This window comes from Corynebacterium sp. MSK195 (assembly GCF_030228885.1).
In the GTDB taxonomy this organism is placed as follows: domain Bacteria; phylum Actinomycetota; class Actinomycetes; order Mycobacteriales; family Mycobacteriaceae; genus Corynebacterium.
In genome coordinates, this window is the sequence record NZ_JASPGT010000001.1 from 340833 (window position 1) to 360752 (window position 19920).

A 19920-nucleotide genomic window follows, 5' to 3' on the forward strand; every position below is an offset into this window, starting at 1 on the left:
CCTATGACGAACCCGTATTCGGGTGGAAATGACGATTTTCCTCGCTATGAGCCGACCAACCATCCCGAGGATCGGCCGGACTACGGCCAGCTTCCATCGTATGGTGGCAGCCACGAGGGCAACGCTCAAGGCTATGCCGGCTACCAGGCAGGCCAGCGGCCGTTTACCGGTAAGGTCTCCGCAATAGATGCGGTTTCTTGGGCTTTTAGGACTGTCTTTGGCAATTGGAAGCTGTGGATTCTAGGAGCAGTAGCGCTTTTTGTTCTAAGTATCGTTTTTGTAGCCGTTGCAGGCGGCATCAATGCCGCGAGCTACTCCGGTACGGGTGATCCAACCGCGGGTTCTTGGGCTTCTCAGCTCATTTCCACTGTCCTAAGCCTTGTATTGTCGCTGGTAATTATGCGCCTAGCGCTCTTCCAGATCGATGATGCCCGCACCGGTTGGGGTTACCTTTTTAAGAACGTGCGTTGGTGGCAGCCGCTGGTTATCATGCTCGTCATCGGGGCAGTGGCGAGCCTTATTGCATTCGCTGCAGTAGGCGGAACTGTCTATGGGTTGCTTAACGACGTCGAGACTATGACGGAGGACGAAGCAGTTGCGGCAGTATTAAGCGTCATGGGCATCATGGGCGTGCTTTTGCTCATTAGCTTCTTTATCCAACCATTCTTCTCGCTGATGCAGTGGTTCGCGGCCGATGGCGATAGCGTTGGTGACGCTGTGAAGAAGGGCTTTCAGGCAGGTAAGAATAACTACGGTCAGTTGCTACTGCTTTCCATTTTGAACTTTTTCATCATTGTGGCCGGTTTTTTGCTTTTGGGCATCGGCCTCATCGTGGCTTATCCGGTCACGCTATTGGCGCAAGCGCACATGTTCCGCCAGTGCGCGGGTCGCAACACCCTCCCGCAGGTATAGCACCAGATAGGTAAAGGCCACCGTTTCCCGCTTGGGACGGTGGCCTTTGGCGTGCTTGGCCACGCCCAGAGGCAACTAGAGGCAGTGTCCACTGCCGATTGCGGCTACTGCCGGGAACGTTCAATCGCCTTGTTATAGGCGGAGGTGATGAGCGTGCCGAATTCGCGGAATTCCTCGGCGCGGGCGGCAGAGGAACGGAACACGAGGCCGACCTCGCGTTCGGCGGTGACATCGGAGGCAAAGTGGGCGATGGCGACGTCCTTGCCATGGCACTCGGTGGCCAGTGCAGATTCGGGGACGAGGGTGCAGCCCAGTCCGCCCATGACTAGCTGCATGATGGTGGTCAGGGAGGAAGCACGGGTGACGGAATTGGTGGCCTCGGCCGGGTTGATATTGGCGTGGCGGCAGAGATCGACGACCTGATCGCGCAAGCAGTGGCCGTCGTCAAGCAGCAGCAAATCTAAGTCCTTGAGCTCCGCAAGCTCGACATCCTCGCGGCCGGCGATGGGGTGATCAGGAGGGCAAACGATGGAGAATTTCTCCGTGTAGAGCGGGCTATCGACCATGCCGGTGGCCTCAGAAGGAAGGGCCATGATGGCAAGGTCCAAGTTGCCGTTGCGCAGGCGGGTAATGAGGTGCTGGGTTTGCTCCTCTACGAAGCGCGGCTCGAGATCCGGGTAGGCCTCAACAAGCATCGAGAGCAGATCGGGAAGGATGTAGGGAGCAATGGTGGGGATAACGCCGATGGTCAGTGGGCCGGCAAGGGTGCCGTTGGCGCCGCGAGCGTGGGCCAGGAAGGTATCGGCGGCCTCGAGAGTGGCTTTGGCATAGGGGAGGAGGGTCTCACCGGCCGAGGTGACGATGACCTTGCGAGTGGAGCGCTCGATAAGCTGCAGGCCCAAGCCCTGCTCGAGCGCAACGAGGCCTTGGGAGAGAGAGGGCTGGGAAATTTCGAGTTTGGCGGCCGCGGTGCCAAAGTGCTTATTTTCCGCAACGGTGACGAAGGTACGCAGCTGAGCAAGTGTAGGGCGATACTCTTTATTATGCATGCCTATCACTCTAACACTTACCTATAGGATTTGCTATTGACGCGAGCGGAAAAGATGGTATAACTGATCGTGTTGGGCCGGACACGGTCCGGCCCCGCTGCTTGTACGTCAAGCGGCAGGAAACTTAGAGGAAAAGCCTTTGTTAAAGGAGTTGAAGACTATGCCTATTTTGACCGTCGGCGAAAAGTTCCCAGAGTTCAACCTCACCGCCCTGACCGGTGGCGATCTGCACGACGTCAACGCTAACCAGCCGGAGGACTACTTCGAGCAGGTATCCCTGGACAAGTACGAGGGCAAGTGGAAGGTCGTCTTCTTCTACCCGAAGGACTTCACCTTCGTCTGCCCGACCGAGATCGCTGCCTTCGGCAAGCTGGACGAGGAATTCCAGGACCGCGATACCCAGATCCTCGGTGGCTCCACCGATAACGAGTTCGCTCACTTCAACTGGCGTGCAACCCATCCAGAGCTGAAGGAAGTTCCTTTCCCGATGTTCTCTGACGTACGTCACGACCTCATTCGTGCACTGGGCGTCGAAAACGCTGATGGCGTTGCTGACCGCGCCACCTTCATCATCGACCCAGATGGCGTTATCCAGTTCGTATCCGTTACCCCGGATGCTGTCGGCCGTAATGTAGACGAGGTTCTGCGCGTGCTCGACGCCCTGCAGTCCGAAGAGGTCTGCGCTTGCAACTGGGAGAAGAACGACCCAACCAAGAACATCAACAAGATGGACGTCGTACAGTCCGCACTCTAAAACTCACTGAGATGCAGGTTTACCCCGCTTTCGTGGCGGGGTTTCCTTTTAAATCCGACGCAGTAAATTCCTATCAAAACCTCAAAGGAGAAAAGTTATGTCTATTGATAATCTGAAGTCTTCCCTGCCGGAGTACGCCAAGGACCAGAAGCTCAACTTGGGCACCCTGACCCGTTCCAAGGACCTGGACGAGGAGCAGCTCTGGGGCTGCCTGCTGGCATCGGCCGCCGCAACCCGCAATGACACCGTGCTGTCTGAGATTGCGGAGGAAGCAAAGGAGCACCTGTCTGAGGAAGCTATCGAGGCAGCCTACGGCGCAGCCACCGTTATGGCTATGAACAATGTTGCCTACCGCGCCAAGGGCTGGTTGGGCGATGACTACGCACGGGTTAAGTTCGGCCTGCGCATGAACATTATCTCCAAGCCAGGCGTGGACAAGGCCAACTTCGAGCTGTGGAATACCGCAGTCTCCGCCATCAATGGCTGCGAGCACTGCTTCGGCGCCCACGCCCAGGAAGTCAACGAGGCTGGCCTGAGCAAGGAGCAGATCTGGGAGGCCGTTAAGGTCGCTGCCGTAGTTCAAGCTGTGGCACAGGCTGTCCAGATTGAGGCCGCACGCTAAAAGTCTGGCTTATAGCCGCCCTCGCGCTTGCCGACGTCCCCCCAGCTCCAGCGAGTGTGGGTCTTCCGGATTGGTCTGGATGATGGCTTTCATGCCACACCACCGTATTTAAATCCAATCGTCCTCGACGAGGAAGGCATTGACCGCAATGGCGGCGGCGTTGGCCTCGCCCATCGCCATCGCTACCTGCGCCGGTGGGTTGACCACGTTGCCTACGGCCCAGATGCGCGGGTGGCTGGTGGCACCGGCGAGGCCCGTTTTGATCAGGCTGCCGCCCATGCCCGACGGCGGACTGTGGCGCTGAAGATTGAGGTCAGCGAGGAACTCATCGTGAGGGCGGGGAATGGGCATGTAAAACAGTGTATCGACGGCATGCTCGTCGCTTTCCAGCAGGACTTTTCCGTCTTGGAAGGCGGTGACGGGGCCGTCGATAAGCGCAATGCCCCGCCGAGTCAGGTCCGCGCGCTGCTCGTCGGTGAATTCCATTCCATTGGTGAAGAAGGTGATGTCCTTCGACCACTGGCGCAGAACCGCGGCATGGTGGAAGGAGAACTCGCCGATGTAGAGCACGCCGAGCTTCTTGTCCGCCACCTCGTATCCGTGGCAGTAGGGGCAGTGGAGGACCGTATTTCCCCAGTTTTCTTGCAGGCCCGGGATAGCTGGGTGCTCGTCGTCCACGCCGCTGGCGACGATGATAGAGCGGGCAGCGATGGTCTCACCGTTGCTCAACGTGGCGGTGAGCGTGCGGTCATTATCGGTGACGGAATCCACGGTGGCGTTCACGATCTGCGCGCCATAGCTGCGCAGCTGCTCCTTGCCGCGCTCTTGAAACTCAAGGGGTGGCGTGCCCTCGAGGGCAATGACTCCATGAATTTTATGGGCGAAACGGTTGCGGGGAGTGGCGGAATCAACAATGAGCACGCTGCGGCGGGCGCGGACCATGACTAGGGCTGCCTGCAGGCCGGCCGCGCCACCGCCGATGATGAGGGTATCTACTGTCTGCATGGCCCCGAGTAAACCAGAGGAGGGTTTAAATGGCAATGGTTTTCAGTAGTTTGTGGCAGGCGTCACGCCCAACCCTGACTTGGCCAAGTTAGTGCCGAAGGGTTGGGGTGTGGTGGGAATTCGTCAACATGAGGCATCGGCCAGAATCGGGAATCCGGCCGTCGAAGGAAGGCGCCTTGTGTATCCTTTGGGTGTCGTTGAGCCTTTAAGGAGCAAGAAAGTAGCATGACCCACCCCTCCACCGTCTCTAAGGTGGGCATCCGATCCCGTGCCCTGCGATTCGCACCGCGCCGCTCGGACTGGTCCCGCGTGACTATCGGGCGCGACCTTTCGGCCGGCCTTATGGTGGCCCTAGTCGCACTCCCCCTGGCGCTCGGCTTCGGCGTTGCTTCTGGTGTCGGCGCGGCAGCTGGAATTACGACGGCCATCGTCGCGGGCATCCTGTCCGCAGTCTTCGGCGGTAGCAACGTCCAGGTAAGCGGCCCGACCGGCGCAATGACCGTGGTGCTCATCCCCATCGTGGCCGACCATGGTGCCGATGGGGTGCTCGTCGTTGGCGTGCTGGCGGGGCTCATGCTGCTCTTGCTGGCATTCACCGGCGCTGGCCGCGCGATGAAATACATGCCGTTGCCTGTCATCGAAGGTTTCACAGCCGGTATTGCGGTGATCATCGCCCTCCAACAGCTACCTGCAGCACTCGGTGTTGACGTAGATGGCGAGAAAGTCCTCGGGTTGGCGTGGGACGCAATCAAAGCTTGGCTAGATGCTCCGGTATGGCAGGCGCCCGTTATGACCCTCGCGGTGGCGGCCGGAATCGTGGTTGCTGCCCGCATTCGTAGTGGCTTTCCCGCGGCGCTGGTGTTGGTAGCTGCTGCGACGGCCATCAACATGCTGGCAGACAGCGGTCTGAAGACTATCGGCTACATCCCGTCGACGTTGCCTGCCCCGCGCTGGCCGCAGATCCCGTGGGAGCACCTGGATTCCTTGCTGTTGGCAGCGGTCGCCGTCGCAGCGCTCGGTGCGTTGGAATCGTTGCTGTCAGCGACGGTTGCCGACGCAAAGACTGTCGGCGACCGGCACGATCCTGACCGCGAGCTCTTTGGGCAGGGCGTGGCCAACGTCGTCGCGCCCCTGTTCGGCGGGATCCCCGCAACAGCCGCGATCGCCCGAACTGCTGTCAACGTGCGGGCAGGCGCGGGCACACGCCTGGCAGCGGTGTTCCATTCGCTGCTCCTGCTCGTCGCCGTACTCGTTGCGGCCCCCCTTACCCCGGGGCGAGGCAACCAGGGTGGCTTGTCGTTTTCGCTGGCTAATACTCCACGCGCAGGTCCGCTAGGCGGACTTCGCCGGCTTCATCGGAGGCATCGAGGTCTACCGTAGCCACGAACTGGTAGGCGTAGTCGCCGTCTGGGTCCTTGATGATCTGGCGCACGGACCACGCACGCGAGTCAGTATCGCCTAGGCGGAAAAACTCCGGGCCACGGGCCTCGGGGCCGGAATCGATGTCATCATATTCATCGAAGTAATCATCTAGGATAGCGCCGAAGTCTGGCACCTCGTCCAAGTAATCAAGCAGCTCTGCCAAGCGGTCTTCCTTTTCCAAAGCAAAGAGCTGCACCAAGCGGAACATGTAATTGCGCACCATAATGGTAAAGGCGCGGCGATTGGCCGTGAGCGCGGTGGGGTCCTCCACGCCAAAGGCCAGCTCGCGGTCCACCGTGTCTTGGTCGATGGGGGAGTCTTCGCCGGCCATTTGCGCCCATTCGTCGACAAGCGAGGAATCCACCTGGCGGATAAGCTCTCCCAGCCAGACAACGATGTCCTCGAGCTCTGGAGTGTTGTACTCATCGGGAATGGATTGCTTCAGGGTACGCCAGGCGTCGGTCAGGTAGCGCAAAATCACGCCCTCGGAGCGGGCCAAGCCGTAGGTTGCGACCAGATCGGAGAAGGTCATGGCGTTCTCGAGCATGTCACGCACAACGGACTTAGGCCGCAGCTCGAACTCCCTGACCCACGCATTGGTCTCAGCGAAAGTATCGTAGGCCTGCTCCAATAGTTCCTCGAGCGGCTTCGGCCAGGTGATGTCTTCTACGATATTCATGCGGTCGGTGTAGTCCACCCCGTCCGCCTTCAGCGCGGCGATCTCCTCGCCGCGACGCTGCTTCTGCTGGGCAATGAGCACCTGGCGCGGGTCATCCAGAATGGCCTCGAACACGGAAATGACGTCCAGGTTATAAGTCTCCGCCTCCGGATCCAGCAGCGAGAGCGCCGCCAGCGCGAATGGACCCAGCGGCTGGTTGAGCGCAAAGTCACGCGGCAGCTCTCGTACCAAATGGTAGGGACGGCCGTAGATATCCAATCCCTTGGTGGATTTTTGTACCACGCCGGAATCCACTAGCCCGCGGAACAGATCGATAGCGGTGAGAATGTCCTTATTCTGTTTGCTGCGATTATCGTGATTGTCTCGCAGCAGGTGGCGCATGTGGTTATAGCCATTGCCATGGCGCGCCAAGACGTTGAGCAGCATGGAATTTGAAACGCGGAACTGAGAGGTAAGCTGCTCCGGCTCAGCCTCAGTAAGGCGGGCGAAAGTCTTCTCGGACCAGGACACCTCGCCTTCGCGGGCGGACTTTTTCTTGAGCTTCTTCAAGCGCTTGGGGTCGTCGCCGATGCGGCGGCGCTCCTTGGCATTTTCAATCTCGTGCTCGGGGGCCTCGACCACCACAGTGCCCTCGGTGTCATAGCCGGCGCGGCCGGCGCGGCCGGCAATCTGGTGGAATTCGCGCGACTTGAGGATGCGTTGGCGCTGGCCGTCGAACTTGGCAAGCCCAGTCATCAGCACGGTGCGGATGGGCACGTTAATGCCCACACCCAAGGTATCGGTGCCGCAAATGACCTTAAGCAGGCCCTTTTGTGCCAAGCGCTCTACTAAACGGCGGTACTTGGGCAGCATACCCGCGTGGTGGATGCCGATGCCCTTGCGCAAGAGCTTGGACAGATCTTTGCCAAAGGCAGTGGTGAAGCGGAACCCCCCTATTTCCTGGGCAATCGCTTCCTTTTCTTCTTTAGTGATGATCCCCGAAAGAGAGGTAAGCGCCTGGGCGCGCTCGGCCGCTTCACGCTGCGAGAAGTGCACCACGTAGATGGGTGCTTTCTTATCGGCCAAGAGCTCCTCGATGGTCTCGTGTACCGCGCTAAAGACATAGGAAAAGTCCAGTGGGACGGGACGTGAAGTGCCGGCGACAAGGTTGGTGGCGCGGCCGGTGCGGCGGGTGAGATCTTCTTCTAGCCACTGAGTATCGCCCAGAGTGGCAGACATGAGTAGGAACTGCGCCTTGGACAATTCCAGCAACGGCACCTGCCAGGCCCAACCGCGATCCGGCTCGGAGTAGTAGTGGAACTCGTCCATCACTACTTGGTCGATATTGGCCTCGGCGCCATCGCGCAGCGCAATATTGGCCACAATCTCGGCGGTGGCGGCGATGATGGGGGCATTGCCATTAACGGTGGCATCGCCAGTCATCATGCCCACATTTTCGGCGCCAAAGATATCGCAAAGGGCAAAGAATTTCTCGCTCACAAGGGCCTTAATCGGCGCGGTATAGAAACTGCGCTGGCCACGAGCTAGGGCGATGAAGTGTGCAGCATTAGCCACCATGGACTTTCCCGAGCCCGTAGGGGTAGCGAGGATAACATTATCGCCGGCCAAAATACCGAGCGAGGCTTCTTCTTGTGCTGGGTACAAATTGATACCCCGGCCGGTGGTCCACGAGGTAAAGGTGTCCCAAATTGCCTCGTCTACGAGGGACTCGGGTACTTCCGTTAAATCTGGCAGCAGCTGAGATAAGTTCACCCCCACCACCTTAGCGGCGATGGGGGCGGGTTAGTTAGATATCGTCACCTAAGTCGCCCTCACCCGAAGCAGAATCAGGGCCATCCTTCCCTTCATCGGACCTCGAGCCTTCTTCCTTGGTGGAATCTTCGCGGTCATCGATCTCGGTATTGATGATCTGCTGGCTTTCTTCTTCATCCAAGGAAGCCAAAAATGCCTGGAATTCCTCGCTGATTTCCTCACCGGTAGGCATAGGCTCCTCGCCGGGCATGATCGCCTGCGGGTGCTCCTTGCGGTAGCGCTCCATATAAGCGTCATACTGTTGCTCGAGTTGTTGGACTACGCCTTCAATCTCATCCGAGCCACCAACTTGTTCCTCCAGTTGGTTTTCCACGCGAGAAATATCGGCCTCAATGCTGCCCAAAGGAATATTGAGGCGCGCCGCCCGAGCCACCGAATCCAGCAACTGGAACGTGGCCTGCGGATAAGGCGAAGCTGCCAGATAATGTGGCACGTGTACGGTATATCCAGCCACCGTGCGGTGCTTATCCGCTAGAGCCTTTTCCAGATACAGCGCGGCGGAGCCTGGGACCATCATGGTGGAATCCATCGAGAGCATGTGCTCGGTCAAGCGGGAGGAGGTGCCATGGGCCGTGACCACCGTGGGGCGGGTGTGCGGCACCGGCATCGGCGCGGCATAGAGCATGATGGTGTCTTCGATGTTGAACTTTTCCACCAGCTTCACCACGGCGGTAGTAAACGCCTCCCAGCGCATGTCCGGTTCAGGGCCAGACAGCAGTAGGAAGGTCTTGCCGGAATTATCGCGCAGCACCTTAATACCAAGATCCATGGACTCGATTTCCAGCGCCCGATCCTTATCAATCGTGATGGCTGGGCGGCGCGAGCGGTAATCAATCAGCTCATCAGAGTTAAATGACGCCAGCTGACGGCCTTCCAAAGCGGCTTTCAGGTGGTCAGCACTTGCCTCAATGGCCTGGCCAGCGTCAGCATAACCGTGCATGGCAACAATCATGGTGGGGCCTTGTCCGTCACCGGAATCATCCCTAATCACCGGAGCCGGATATTCCAGCTCATACATGCGGCGATCTTCTTCGTGCATGTTGTGTTACCTCCTTGCTTTCTTACCTACCCCAACGCCGCGTGCGTGCATACTATTCCCGCGCGCACTGCGAGGTTAAATAAACAATTGTGCCCCAAACCGCTGCGCATTGCCAGCGCAATCCCGGGCGGGGTGTGGAAAGCCGCTTGCCGACGCCCCCTTCACCCCACCTATCCACAGATCCCCACCACCTAGCCCCTGGTGGCCTATGCAGAGTTGCGCGCATGGTTGAAGCTGGGGCCATGGACATCACAACACCAACTCAGCCCATCCGTACGCCCGGCGATATCCTCGCCAATATCCCAGGAATCCTCGGATTCTTTCCCACTGAATCAGTGATCCTCATCTCCATCCAGCCCAGCCCACGCGGATACAGCATTGGGCCAGTGGCCCGCCTCGATCTGTACGATGTGCCTGGTGCCCTGCACGAGGTGATGGAGGCGTTTCATTGCGGAAATCCCGAAATCATTTTCTGCTTCGTCCTCTCTCAGCGCGAGGAAGGAGAGCTCTGGGATATTCTGCAGTCTCTTTACCATTTCCACGACCGAACAGGTATGGGCATCGATGCCTGCTGGCTGGCCGAAGAACTATCCACCGGTACCTCCTATGACCTCATCTTTGGCCACGCCACAGAAAGCGGCGAGGGCCCGCTCCAGAATTGGATGGAAGGAACCATACCCGCCATCTCGACGAGCCACACGATGCGCGCCTGCGTGAATAATGGCATGCTTCCGGAACTGAACCGTCATGACTTGGTCCAGCGCTTTAAGGACCCGAACCCATACTTTGGGGAAGAAGAGATTAGGGCCATGGAGCGATGCGCCGAAGAGATTGCCCGCCAATTGCGCGCCGGGCACGGGTACGGCACGACAGAACCAGTGCAGGTGGTCAAGCACCTCATTGCCGATGTGCGCTATGTGCTCAGCGAGGTCGAATCGCTGGAGGAAACCCTAGAAAATGAAGAATTGTTGTGCGTGGCAGCCATGTGGATGTCTACCACCTGGACCCGCGACCTAGTCATTACGGAGCTCGTCTCCGCGCCGCAGGAAGCAGGAGACCTGTTATTGGCGGTAGCGCGTACATTCCAGGGGTCTATTCGCTATAACGCCCTAGCTTTGTATGCTGCTAGCCAGGTGTCTCACGAATTCGGAATTTATGCCGGTCCGGCGCTTTCCGTAGTAGTAGAAGAGGCGCCCCATCACAATCTGGGGCGCCTCATAGCGCAGGGCTATCGCAGCGGCATGGGAAAGCGGTTGGTCTCCAGCCTATGCCATGGTTGCGAGCTAGCCCGCGAAGCGGCGGGGCTTCGCGTTGACAGCCCCGCCTAACGCGCGCGGCGTCTAGGACCGCTTTGCGGAATGTGCTTTATCGCCAAGCTGTCGGGTGAAGTTCCATGCGTCGGTGACGATGGTTTCCAGGTCCGTGCGGGTAGGATTCCACCCGAGCTCCCGCTGAATCTTCTCAGAGGAAGCGATGAGCGTAGCTGGGTCGCCCGCGCGGCGCGGGGCCACCTCAGCCGGAATATCGTGGCCGGTGACCTTGCGACACATCTCGATGACCTGCTTGACGGAGTAACCATCGCCAGAACCCAAGTTGTAAATGCGGTGGGTGCCAGGTTCATTGGACTCGAGAGCAAGCACGTGGGCGTCAGCTAGATCGCGGATATGGATGTAGTCACGCACTGGGGTGCCGTCTGCGGTATCCCAGTCATCACCGAACATGAAAATCTTATCCCGGTGGCCCAAAGCAACCTGCAACACGATGGGGATGAGGTGGGTTTCTACCTCGCGGTTTTCGCCAATATTTCCGTAGGCGCCAGCCACATTGAAATAGCGCAGCGAGGTAGCGCCTAGGCCGTAGGCGTGGGCAAAGGACGTGATCATGTAGTCGATGGCCAGCTTGGTCGCACCATACGGATTGGTGGGCTGGGTTGGCATGTCTTCCGTAATCGGGACCTGGTCGGGCTCACCGTAGGTTGCAGCGGTGGAGGAAAAGACGAGGTTTTTGACGTCGTTATCCCGCATGGCATTAAGCAGCGTCAGGGTAGTAACGACGTTGTGCTGCCAGTACTCATCTGGTTTTTCCACGGATTCGCCCACCAAGGAGCGCGCAGCGAAGTGAATGACGCCTTCGAAGCCACCTTCGCTCAGGACATCGGCAGCCTTGTCCGCGACGTCGCCCTCGATGACGCGGGCGGCTTCCGGAACGGCCTCGCGATTGCCGGTGGAGAAATTATCAATAATGGTTACGTCATGGCCCTGTTCGACCAATACAGCAGCGCAAACGCTGCCTACATAGCCCGCGCCACCTGTGACGAGAAGCTTCATGGGTTATACCTCCACGCGCACTGCGTGCGCCAAATCGTCGGAAAGCACGACGCTTCTGCCTTCCGGTGTCGACAGTGTAATCGTGCCGCTGTTATTGACCACAGACACCTTGGCGCCCACTCGGATTCCAGCATCGGTGAGTTCTTGGAAGGTGCCATCATCAACCTGCAGGATTTCATTGACCTGGATGACGGTCGCAGAGACCTGCTCGCCATTGGGGAGATCGACCGCGCGGGTGCCCTGATCCGGCTGTGGAACATCGAAGCCAAGTGCAGATAGCGCCGGAATAGGATTGCCAAAGGGCGACCGCGTCGGATCATCGAGAACAGCGACCATGCGCTTTTCCACCTCTTCGCTCATCACATGCTCCCACCGGCAGGCCTCGTCGTGGACCTTGGCAATGTCGAGCCCCAGGACGTCGGTAAGCAAACGCTCTGCCAAACGGTGCTTGCGCATGACTGCGGTTGCTAAGTCGCGGCCCTTGTCCGTGAGATCCAAACTGCGGTCGGTGCGCACGTGCAAAAGGCCATCGCGCTCCATGCGAGCCACGGTCTGAGAAACCGTTGGCCCAGACTGCTCCAAACGCTCCGCAATGCGGGCGCGCAGGGGAGTGATGCCTTCTTCCTCTAGCTCGTAGATGGTCCGCAGATACATCTCTGTTGTATCAACTAGGTCCCTCACGTGGGCATACCTTTCTGTGTGAATACGGTTACGCGGCTATTGTCCCGCCCAAGAACGGGAAAGCGCTTTCTAGACTCTGCAGTCCAGATTAGCCTACCCAAGGCTTGGCTCGCCGCTAAGAACCAAGCCGATGCCTTATCAACGCCAAACCCCGAGCCCATGGCGGTACGTTGCCAAATGGGCCCGGGGAGAGGATGTGTTGCCGAATGCGGTAGGCGTGGATTACAAAGCGTACTCGCGCAGGCGATCGGCGCGATTGCCATCGCGCAGCTTTGCCATAACTTCGCGCTCAATCTGGCGTACACGCTCGCGCGAAAGACCGAAGCGGCGACCAATCTGATCCAAGGTGCGCGGAACACCATCATCGAGGCCATAACGCAGGCGGATGACATCCTGCTCGCGCTTTTCCAAGGTGTCAATCACGCCGCGGATATCAGAGTGGCGCATAGATGCGACGACCGCGGTTTCAGCATCGGTAGCTTCTGCATCTTCAATGAAATCGCCCAAAGGAGCTTCTTCATCGGTACCTACCGGCATATCGAGAGAGACCGGATCGCGTGACTGGCGCAGCAGCATTTCAATCTTGTTCTCGTCAATACCGGATTCTTCCGAAAGCTCCTCGTTAGTAGCTTCGCGGCCCAAGGATTGATACATCTCGCGCTTAATGCGGGAAAGCTTGTTAACCTGCTCAACCAAGTGGACTGGGAGGCGAATGGTGCGGGACTGGTCAGCCATGCCGCGGGTAATCGCCTGACGGATCCACCAAGTGGCATAAGTGGAGAACTTGAAGCCCTTGGCATAATCGAACTTCTCCATTGCGCGGATAAGGCCTAGGTTGCCCTCTTGGATGAGATCCAGCAGTGGCATACCGCGGCCGGTGTAGCGCTTTGCCAGCGAGACAACGAGGCGCAGGTTGGCTTCGAGCAGGTGGGAGCGTGCCTTCTTGCCTTCGCGGGCGAGGATCTTAAGGTCGCGCTTTTCTGCGCGGGTGAGCTTCTCTGCGTTATTGAGCTTGTACTCCGCGTACAGTCCAACCTCGATGGTCTGAGCGAGTTCTACCTCATCTTCCGCGCTGAGCAGTGCGGTCTTGCCAATGCCGTTGAGATAAACGCGGACGAGGTCGGCAGAAGGATTATCGTTGGTTTGGTTGCGGCGAGATCCGCGGTCTACTTCCTGTTCTTCATCAGTAGTGGCACTTGAAGTGCCCTTGGCGGTGGTGGCAGATGTCTTCGTCATAGTGAAGCCTCCTGAATTTGTCGCCGGTTTCACAAAGTACAACGGAGTCTTAAGCGATTTAGTTCCCGGTGCGGAGAGAAATATTAAAAACAGTTGTTCCCCGTGGTACAACTCCACCTTTTCGGGGGAGAGGTACCACGGGGAACGGTTACGAGCTGCGAATAGCTTGGAATGTGGAACTACTATCCACGCACCTGGACGAGGTAGCGGTAGATAGTCGGTTCAGATACGCCTAGGCGCGTCGCTGCCGCGGCGATTCCTCCTTTAAGGAGGAAAAATCCTGCATCCTCAAGGTCAGAAACCACCTCGAGGCGCTCTTCGCGCTGCATGCGAGGAACTGGCGTGCTCTGGTTGGAAATCGCAGAGTCCAGCATGGAATCCAGAAGGTGCTCCACGTTAGAACGCAGAGACTCGCTTACTTCTTCGTTTTCTGGCTTTTGCGCAGTCTCCTCGGTTTTTTCTGTAACCGGGTCTGGTACCGCTACGGGGCGTTGAGGTTGCTCCTCCGTGCCGGGATAGCCGCCGAAAGCCTTGGACTTATCAAATGCGGGATCATCTGCGTTGCCGATAAGTGCGGCGGCAGCATCGCGAATGTGTACCAACTCGGAGACATCAACATTGATGCACAGCATTCCTCGCATATGGCCGGAGTCATCGCGGATGAAGTAGCTTGAAGAGCGGCAAATCTTGCCTTCCGCATTGACGGCGCGGTAGCCGGTCATCATGGGGATTGCTGCGGCATCGCCTTGTTTCATAAACCACAGTGCGAAGTCGGTCACGGGGCCGCCTAGCTGCCGGCCGGAGATGTGGCCGTTGGCGATGGCCATGATGGATTTATCGGGAACGTCGAGATCGTGGAGTACGATTTCGGTGTTTGGGCCCATTGCCTTACCGAGGAATTCGACGAGGGGAATGTACTGCTCGAGGAAGTTTTCTTCGGAGGCATTGCCGCTAGGGAAGTTCATTAGCTGAAGCATGTCCTTTAATTCCTGTCAGGTTATAGAGAAGATATCACACGGAAGCGAATAGGCGGAAGGGGGGGGTAGCGCCAACAAAGCCGGGTGAACACAAGCGGCTTAGCGCTGTGCTCACCCGGCTCATCGCTTCTTTACAGGGTGGTCTCTATCCACACACCGGAACTGGCGGGTGAACTGCTAGGGCCAGGCCACCTTGTGAGGTTTCCCTGTACTTGGCGTTCATATCCTTACCAGTCTTATACATGGTCCAGATGACTTCGTCCAAAGAAACGCATGGCTTGCTCTCGCGCTCCAGCGCCATGCGAGCGCTGGTGATGGAGTCAACGGCAGCGACAGCGTTGCGCTCAATGCAGGGTACCTGAACCTGTCCAAGGACTGGGTCACAGGTCAGGCCCAGCTTGTGCTCCATGCCAATCTCGGCTGCAATGCAAACCTGCTCTGGGGTAGCGCCCATGAGCTGGGCGAGACCGCCAGCAGCCATGGAGCACGCTACACCAACCTCACCCTGGCAGCCGACCTCAGCGCCAGAGATGGAAGCGTTCATCTTGTACAGGGAAGCAATCTGGTTGCAGGCGAAAATGTAATCAGCAAACATCTCGGTGGTAACGGGCTCAACGAACTTGTCGTAGTAAGCCAGTACTGCCGGGACAACGCCGCAGGCGCCGTTCGTAGGTGCGGTGACAACGCGGCCGCAGGATGCATTCTCTTCAGAGATAGCCAGTGCGAACATATTGACCCAGCTGAGGATGTTCAGGCCATCGTGCGGTTCAGACTGCTCCAGGCGGCGCCTGAGGGCAGCGGCGCGGCGGGGGACAAGCAGGGAGCCTGGGAGTGGGCCATCGGTAGCGGAGCCGCGTTTGATGCCGGTGTACATGACATCGCGAACCTTGCGTAGGTGCTCGTTGACCTCATCTTCGGAGCGCAGTGCCAGCTCGTTGGCAAGTCCAAGCTCCGGAAGGGTCATGTTGTTCTTCTCGCACAGCTCGAGCATCTCTGCGGCGCTGGCGTATGGGAAGGGGATATCAACATTGGCGTCGGTGCGCTTGGCAAAGTCTTCCTGCTTGACGATGAAACCGCCGCCGACTGAGTAGTAGGTCTTGTGCAGGATGTCTTCCTCGCCGGCGAAGGCGATAAGACACATGCCGTTCTCGTGCATCGGGAGGTACTCATCGTGGAAGTAGAAGCCGCCGTCCTTGGGGAATTCTACCTCGTGGGAGCCGCCCAGCATGAGCTTCTCGCTGCTGCGGACGTTCTTCATGAACTCGGAGATGCCGTCGATATCAACCGTCTCTGGCTCTTCACCAGCGAGGCCGAGGAGGATGGCCTTGTCGGTGGAGTGGCCGATGCCCGTGAGGGAGAGGGAGCCGTAGACATTTGCCTGAACTCGAGTGACCTTGTCAAAGAGGTCTTTTTCCTTGAGTTCGTCCACGAAAGCTTTGCCGGCTTTCATTGGGCCAAGGGTGTGTGAGCTTGAGGGGCCGATGCCAATCTTGAACATATCGAAGATGCTGATGAACATTGTTCTTTCCTTGAATCCTCTGCGATTTTCTCGTCTGCGGCGGTGCTTAGAAGGCCTGGACGATGGAGTAGATGATGGTTGCTAGGGCGACGAGGCCCATGAAGAAGACGAAGTAGTTGGAAGCCTTGCCCTTGTAGCGCTTCAGTGCCGGAACCTTGTGGATGGCGACCATTGGGATGATGAAGAGCATGATGGCAATCGTCGGGCCACACAGGGTTTCAATCATGCCCAGGATGGATGGGTCAGCCCAGGCGACGAGCCAAGCGGTGACCAGCATGAAGATGAGGGTGATGGTATCGAGCTTGTGGGCGGACTCTGCGTCGTCCTTGCTTGCGTTCTTGCTGCCCTTGATGACGAGACCCTCGAAGCCTTCGGCTGCGCCGAGGTAGTGGCCGAGGAAGGACTTAGCAACTGCAATCATGGCGATGATTGGGGCAATCCACTGGATAAGTGGGTTATCGAAGTGGTTGGCCAGGTAGGACAGGATGGTGATGTTTTGTGCCTTAGCGTCTGCCATGTCAGCCGGGGAGAGGCTCAGAGCGCAGGAGAAGACGAAGAACATGACCACGACGACCATGAGGATTTCTGCGCGGAGCAAGGTCTTGCGGGACTTGGCCTCGGCGAACTTGCCGTAGGTCTGGCGGCGGTCAACGGCGAAGGAGGAAATCATCGGGGAGTGGTTGAAGGAGAAGACCATAACCGGAACCAGCAGCATCAGGGTAACGCCCATGCTGTGGCCAGAAGCCTCGCGAGCAACGTTGAGGTCGAAGGAATCAAAGAGCGCGGTATTCCACTTCGGGATGAGGTAAAGGGAAAGTAGAACCAGGATGCCGATGAATGGGTAGACCAAGTAGGACATGACGTGAACTACGACGTCCTTGCCCATGCGGACGATTAGGATGAGGCCGCCCACCAGCAGTAGGGAGGTAAGCCAGCGGTCCGGCGGGGTGATTCCGAGCTGGTGCTCCAAGAAGGAGTTGACCGTGTTGGTGATGGTTACCGAGTAAACCAGCAGGATGGGGTAGACCGACAGGAAGTACAGGATGTTCATCAGAACGCCGGCCTTCTTGCCAAAGTGTTCCTCGACGACGTCCGTGAGGTCACCGTCTGGCTTGGAGCTAGAAAGTACCAAGCGGGTCATCCCGCGGTGAGCCCAGTAGGTCATGGGCAGTGCTACGACCGTCATGATGAGCAGCGGGATGATGCCGCCGATACCGGCGTTGATGGGGAGGAAGAGGACGCCGGCGCCGATTGCGGTGCCGAACAGGGAGAGCATCCATACGGTGTCTTCCTTATTCCACTTCGGTGCACCCTTCTGGCCATCAAACGGAGTGTCAATGCCAGGGGCTGGTGCGGATTCTTTGGAGGAGGGAGCTGCCTTGGAGGTCTTGAGGTCCTCAGGCATCTCAGCCTGGTTTTCTGGGTGCTGGGCTTTGTTGCGCCGCTTGATTGAGTGGGACATTTTCTTTCCTACATCTAGTTGGTCGGCCGAAGCGTTTGGGCTTCTGCAACCATGATTGAGAAAATCTTTCTCACTCAATTTTGCGTTTGTAGGACTTTGAGAAACTGTCTCTCATCCTGCATATCCAGCCCTTTTGCTTCGCTGTGCCCTCAGTATAGAACAAAATCTTGCAGGGTGATAATAAATTATTGCACTTCAGGTAGGGCATTTATCACTCTCTGAGAATTTGCATTCCGCAGGGCTTTATGGCTTGCTCTACACGGAATCCGGAAAAGTGGTGTGAGTCACGGAAAGGTTTGTAAAAGAGCCTGCTTAACACGATTTTCAGATCTCGTGGGGCGGAAATGAACGGTGCGGGCTAGGTCTCTACCAAGACGGTGAAAGGTCCTTCGTTCACAGAGGAAACGCGCATTTTAGCCCCGAATTGGCCTGTTTCTACTGACACGCCGCGTTCCCTAAGGTTCGCAATAATCTCCTCGATGACCGGTTCGGCCTCGGGTCCTGGGGCAGCATCCGCCCACGAAGGGCGCCGTCCCTTGGCAGTGCGGCCGTACAAAGTAAATTGGCTCACCACAAGCACGGGCGCTCCGGCATCAATGACTGACACTTCGCCATCAAGAATGCGCAGTTCGGCAATCTTGCGTGCCATTTTCTCGGCGCGGGGCTGCCAATCATCCATATCCTCGCGCGAGACCCCAACTAGAGCGAGAAGACCACCGGTTTCGGGGCAATCGATGGCTCCTACGGTTTCTCCATCGACGGTTACTGTGGCCTCTGATACCCGAGTCAAAACTGCGCGCATGGTTTACTTCTCCTTATATAACGAGTGGGGGACAGTGTGGATCTAGCTGAGGTCCGGCGAATCGGTATCCAAGAGGAGGTCGGCTGGGATAAGCAGTCCATGTCGGACCATATCGATGACGGCAGGTAGAGCGGCTGCGGTGAGTTCTTCTTCGTCGAATCCGTGCGCCGCCGCATACAAGCCGATGGTTTCTTCCAGGTTCAAGCCCTGTGGGTTGAGTCCGGCGACAATGGCAGCGATGTGTTCATCTACTTCGTGGCTCCAGCGCGGACCGTCGGTGCGAGTAAGACGTTGAGCGGCCCGTGTAAAGCCCTGGCCCAATTCCCCGTCTGGGGTGCTGATATCTTCGCGTGCCAGCCCCGGGCGTACGTGGAAATGCTTTCCCTGTAGTTCCCCGGGTACTAGGTCGCGCAACCACGCCACACGGGCAAAGTATTCTTCTACTTCAGGGCCAAGTGGGTCGCTAAAGGCCTGGGGCATTTCTTCGGCCAAGATATCGGCAGGTTCATCGTCGCCGATGCGTTGGATAGCGACAAAGCCAAAGCCAATGCCATTGACCTCATGCTGCTGGAAATGTTCCAGCCAGGCGCGAGAGCGCTCTTGGCCTTCAGGGGAGCGTACATCCAGAGATTCGTCCTCGAGCCAGGTAGACACATAGAGTGCGGGATTGGCTACGTCGCGCTGGATGATCCAGGCGGCAATTCCCTTGTCCGGCAGCCAGGAGGCAACGCGTTGCTGCCAGGTTTCGCCGCTGGTGTGTACCCAAGCGGCCAGAAGGTGAGCCGTTCCGCTAGGGGTTAGGTGATCGGTGGCCCGAGAGACAACCAGCTCGCTAGCACCGTCCAGATTTAACCCGGAGTCGCGGTAGACGTGTCCAACTTCAGGAAGGCCAACAACAAAAGGTGGGTTAGCTACAAGGCGGTCAAAGCGGCGGCCGGCTACGGGGTCGAACCACGAACCTTGCAGCAATTCCACTTTCTTGCTTTCGCCAGTAGCGGCGATGGTAGCCTCGGCCAACTCCAATGCACGCTCATGCACGTCGGTAGCGGTAATCTTTTCAGCGCAATCGAGCTGCCCCAGCAATTGGACGCCCGAGCCAGTGCCTAGATCTAAGACGCTGCCCACTGGGCTTACTGGCGTGGATTGCAGCAGCGAAAGGCTTGCCGCACCAACGCCAAGCACGTGGTCTGGGCCAGGTACATGGTCGACCAAGGAGGCGTCGACGTCGGAGAAGATGAGACGGTTGGCGCCAACGATGATGTGGGGGCGGATATCGAGGGCAATGTAGGCCTTGCCATGGGCGTCGGCAAGCGCAACATTGGCATCCAGCAACTGGGTAGCCAGGCGCGCACCTACCGCCTCGCCTAAAAGCGTCGCCGGTAGGTGTTCATGCAGGAGGAAGAAGCGGATCAATAGATCCAATTGAGATTCGCTGTGCGCAGCGAGCGCAACTGGTGCGGGTTCGCCGCGGAAGAGGGCCTCGGTAACTTCCGGACCTAGGTGCCCGGCTATGCCATCGGTAGTAAAACCGGCGGCGGTAAAGACATCGGAAAGCTCTTCGGCCAGCTTGGTTAGCGCGGTGGCATCAAAGTCGGGGCCAAAAGCGGTCGTCATGAAAGCAG

At 58.1% G+C, this 19920-nt stretch carries 17 protein-coding genes; 5 read left to right on the plus strand and 12 right to left on the minus strand.

The window, feature by feature from the left end; genetic code table 11:
* Nucleotides 1-3 precede the first annotated feature (3 nt).
* Nucleotides 4-912 (plus strand): hypothetical protein, encoded by a 909-nt coding sequence (locus tag QP909_RS01590; protein ID WP_284765899.1) that lies wholly within the window; start codon nucleotides 4-6, stop codon nucleotides 910-912.
* Nucleotides 913-1016: 104 nt separating this feature from the next.
* Here the strand turns inward: QP909_RS01590 and QP909_RS01595 are convergent, their stop codons facing one another.
* Nucleotides 1017-1961 carry a hydrogen peroxide-inducible genes activator gene (locus QP909_RS01595; protein ID WP_239277550.1) on the minus strand — a complete coding sequence of 315 codons (945 nt, stop codon included), beginning with the start codon at nucleotides 1959-1961 and terminating at the stop codon, nucleotides 1017-1019.
* A gap of 160 nt (nucleotides 1962-2121) precedes the next feature.
* Between QP909_RS01595 and QP909_RS01600 the strand changes: the two genes are divergently transcribed.
* Together QP909_RS01600 and ahpD are read left to right on the plus strand one after the other, a co-directional pair.
* Nucleotides 2122-2715, plus strand: coding sequence for a peroxiredoxin (locus tag QP909_RS01600; RefSeq protein ID WP_023021385.1), 594 nt, complete (start codon nucleotides 2122-2124; stop codon nucleotides 2713-2715).
* Nucleotides 2716-2812: 97 nt separating this feature from the next.
* A complete protein-coding gene (gene ahpD / locus QP909_RS01605; protein ID WP_005325083.1) occupies nucleotides 2813-3337 on the plus strand; it encodes an alkylhydroperoxidase, AhpD family in 525 nt (174 codons plus the stop codon).
* A 108-nt stretch (nucleotides 3338-3445) separates the two neighbouring features.
* Here ahpD and QP909_RS01610 read toward each other — a convergent pair whose 3' ends face one another.
* Nucleotides 3446-4342, minus strand: coding sequence for an NAD(P)/FAD-dependent oxidoreductase (locus QP909_RS01610; protein WP_284765900.1), 897 nt, complete (start codon nucleotides 4340-4342; stop codon nucleotides 3446-3448).
* 225 nt (nucleotides 4343-4567) lie between these two features.
* On the opposite strand from QP909_RS01610, the gene QP909_RS01615 reads away from it, so the two are divergent.
* The gene (locus QP909_RS01615; RefSeq protein ID WP_502868550.1) at nucleotides 4568-5722 is read left to right on the plus strand and encodes a SulP family inorganic anion transporter; all 1155 of its coding nucleotides are present in this window, start codon (nucleotides 4568-4570) and stop codon (nucleotides 5720-5722) included.
* On the opposite strand, the gene QP909_RS01620 is transcribed toward QP909_RS01615, so the two are convergent.
* Nucleotides 5652-8195 (minus strand): DEAD/DEAH box helicase, encoded by a 2544-nt coding sequence (locus tag QP909_RS01620; protein WP_284765901.1) that lies wholly within the window; start codon nucleotides 8193-8195, stop codon nucleotides 5652-5654. The two genes, QP909_RS01615 and QP909_RS01620, sit on opposite strands and share 71 nt — an antisense overlap.
* Before the next feature lie 34 nt (nucleotides 8196-8229).
* Complete coding sequence (locus QP909_RS01625; RefSeq protein WP_284765902.1) at nucleotides 8230-9294, minus strand: PAC2 family protein; 1065 nt, start codon at nucleotides 9292-9294, stop codon at nucleotides 8230-8232.
* Nucleotides 9295-9518: 224 nt separating this feature from the next.
* Here QP909_RS01625 and QP909_RS01630 point away from each other — a divergent pair, with 224 nt between their 5' ends.
* The gene (locus tag QP909_RS01630) at nucleotides 9519-10622 is read left to right on the plus strand and encodes a DUF4192 domain-containing protein (RefSeq protein ID WP_284765903.1); all 1104 of its coding nucleotides are present in this window, start codon (nucleotides 9519-9521) and stop codon (nucleotides 10620-10622) included.
* A 12-nt stretch (nucleotides 10623-10634) separates the two neighbouring features.
* Here the strand turns inward: QP909_RS01630 and galE are convergent, their stop codons facing one another.
* The 8 genes from galE to QP909_RS01670 form a co-directional block, all read right to left on the minus strand.
* A complete protein-coding gene (gene galE / locus QP909_RS01635) occupies nucleotides 10635-11621 on the minus strand; it encodes a UDP-glucose 4-epimerase GalE (protein WP_284765904.1) in 987 nt (328 codons plus the stop codon).
* A 3-nt stretch (nucleotides 11622-11624) separates the two neighbouring features.
* The gene (locus QP909_RS01640; RefSeq protein ID WP_239277554.1) at nucleotides 11625-12302 is read right to left on the minus strand and encodes a metal-dependent transcriptional regulator; all 678 of its coding nucleotides are present in this window, start codon (nucleotides 12300-12302) and stop codon (nucleotides 11625-11627) included.
* A gap of 222 nt (nucleotides 12303-12524) precedes the next feature.
* Entirely contained in the window at nucleotides 12525-13538 is a 1014-nt protein-coding gene (locus tag QP909_RS01645; RefSeq protein ID WP_225746851.1) for a sigma-70 family RNA polymerase sigma factor, read from the minus strand.
* Nucleotides 13539-13720: 182 nt separating this feature from the next.
* The gene (locus QP909_RS01650) at nucleotides 13721-14515 is read right to left on the minus strand and encodes a helix-turn-helix transcriptional regulator (RefSeq protein ID WP_350309211.1); all 795 of its coding nucleotides are present in this window, start codon (nucleotides 14513-14515) and stop codon (nucleotides 13721-13723) included.
* A gap of 145 nt (nucleotides 14516-14660) precedes the next feature.
* The gene (locus QP909_RS01655) at nucleotides 14661-16034 is read right to left on the minus strand and encodes an L-serine ammonia-lyase (protein ID WP_284765905.1); all 1374 of its coding nucleotides are present in this window, start codon (nucleotides 16032-16034) and stop codon (nucleotides 14661-14663) included.
* 46 nt (nucleotides 16035-16080) lie between these two features.
* Nucleotides 16081-17496, minus strand: coding sequence for an SLC5/6 family protein (locus tag QP909_RS01660; RefSeq protein ID WP_225746854.1), 1416 nt, complete (start codon nucleotides 17494-17496; stop codon nucleotides 16081-16083).
* Between the two features lie 358 nt (nucleotides 17497-17854).
* Nucleotides 17855-18298, minus strand: a complete 444-nt coding sequence (gene dtd / locus QP909_RS01665; protein ID WP_239277560.1) for a D-aminoacyl-tRNA deacylase — start codon at nucleotides 18296-18298, stop codon at nucleotides 17855-17857.
* 42 nt (nucleotides 18299-18340) lie between these two features.
* Nucleotides 18341-19912: a DUF7782 domain-containing protein gene (locus tag QP909_RS01670; protein WP_284765906.1), complete on the minus strand. Its 1572-nt coding sequence runs from the start codon at nucleotides 19910-19912 to the stop codon at nucleotides 18341-18343.
* Nucleotides 19913-19920: the final 8 nt, after the last annotated feature.

What these genes read in the sequence shown, in the direction of transcription:
- QP909_RS01590 (WP_284765899.1), top strand. Translation starts at nt 4, where the DNA reads ATGACGAACCCGTATTCGGGTGGAAATGACGATTTTCCTCGCTATGAG.
- QP909_RS01595 (WP_239277550.1), bottom strand. Translation starts at nt 1,961, where the DNA reads ATGCATAATAAAGAGTATCGCCCTACACTTGCTCAGCTGCGTACCTTC.
- QP909_RS01600 (WP_023021385.1), top strand. Translation starts at nt 2,122, where the DNA reads ATGCCTATTTTGACCGTCGGCGAAAAGTTCCCAGAGTTCAACCTCACC.
- ahpD (WP_005325083.1), top strand. Translation starts at nt 2,813, where the DNA reads ATGTCTATTGATAATCTGAAGTCTTCCCTGCCGGAGTACGCCAAGGAC.
- QP909_RS01610 (WP_284765900.1), bottom strand. Translation starts at nt 4,342, where the DNA reads ATGCAGACAGTAGATACCCTCATCATCGGCGGTGGCGCGGCCGGCCTG.
- QP909_RS01615 (WP_502868550.1), top strand. Translation starts at nt 4,568, where the DNA reads ATGACCCACCCCTCCACCGTCTCTAAGGTGGGCATCCGATCCCGTGCC.
- QP909_RS01625 (WP_284765902.1), bottom strand. Translation starts at nt 9,294, where the DNA reads ATGCACGAAGAAGATCGCCGCATGTATGAGCTGGAATATCCGGCTCCG.
- QP909_RS01630 (WP_284765903.1), top strand. Translation starts at nt 9,519, where the DNA reads ATGGTTGAAGCTGGGGCCATGGACATCACAACACCAACTCAGCCCATC.
- galE (WP_284765904.1), bottom strand. Translation starts at nt 11,621, where the DNA reads ATGAAGCTTCTCGTCACAGGTGGCGCGGGCTATGTAGGCAGCGTTTGC.
- QP909_RS01645 (WP_225746851.1), bottom strand. Translation starts at nt 13,538, where the DNA reads ATGACGAAGACATCTGCCACCACCGCCAAGGGCACTTCAAGTGCCACT.
- QP909_RS01650 (WP_350309211.1), bottom strand. Translation starts at nt 14,515, where the DNA reads ATGCTTCAGCTAATGAACTTCCCTAGCGGCAATGCCTCCGAAGAAAAC.
- QP909_RS01655 (WP_284765905.1), bottom strand. Translation starts at nt 16,034, where the DNA reads ATGTTCATCAGCATCTTCGATATGTTCAAGATTGGCATCGGCCCCTCA.
- QP909_RS01660 (WP_225746854.1), bottom strand. Translation starts at nt 17,496, where the DNA reads ATGTCCCACTCAATCAAGCGGCGCAACAAAGCCCAGCACCCAGAAAAC.
- dtd (WP_239277560.1), bottom strand. Translation starts at nt 18,298, where the DNA reads ATGCGCGCAGTTTTGACTCGGGTATCAGAGGCCACAGTAACCGTCGAT.
- QP909_RS01670 (WP_284765906.1), bottom strand. Translation starts at nt 19,912, where the DNA reads ATGACGACCGCTTTTGGCCCCGACTTTGATGCCACCGCGCTAACCAAG.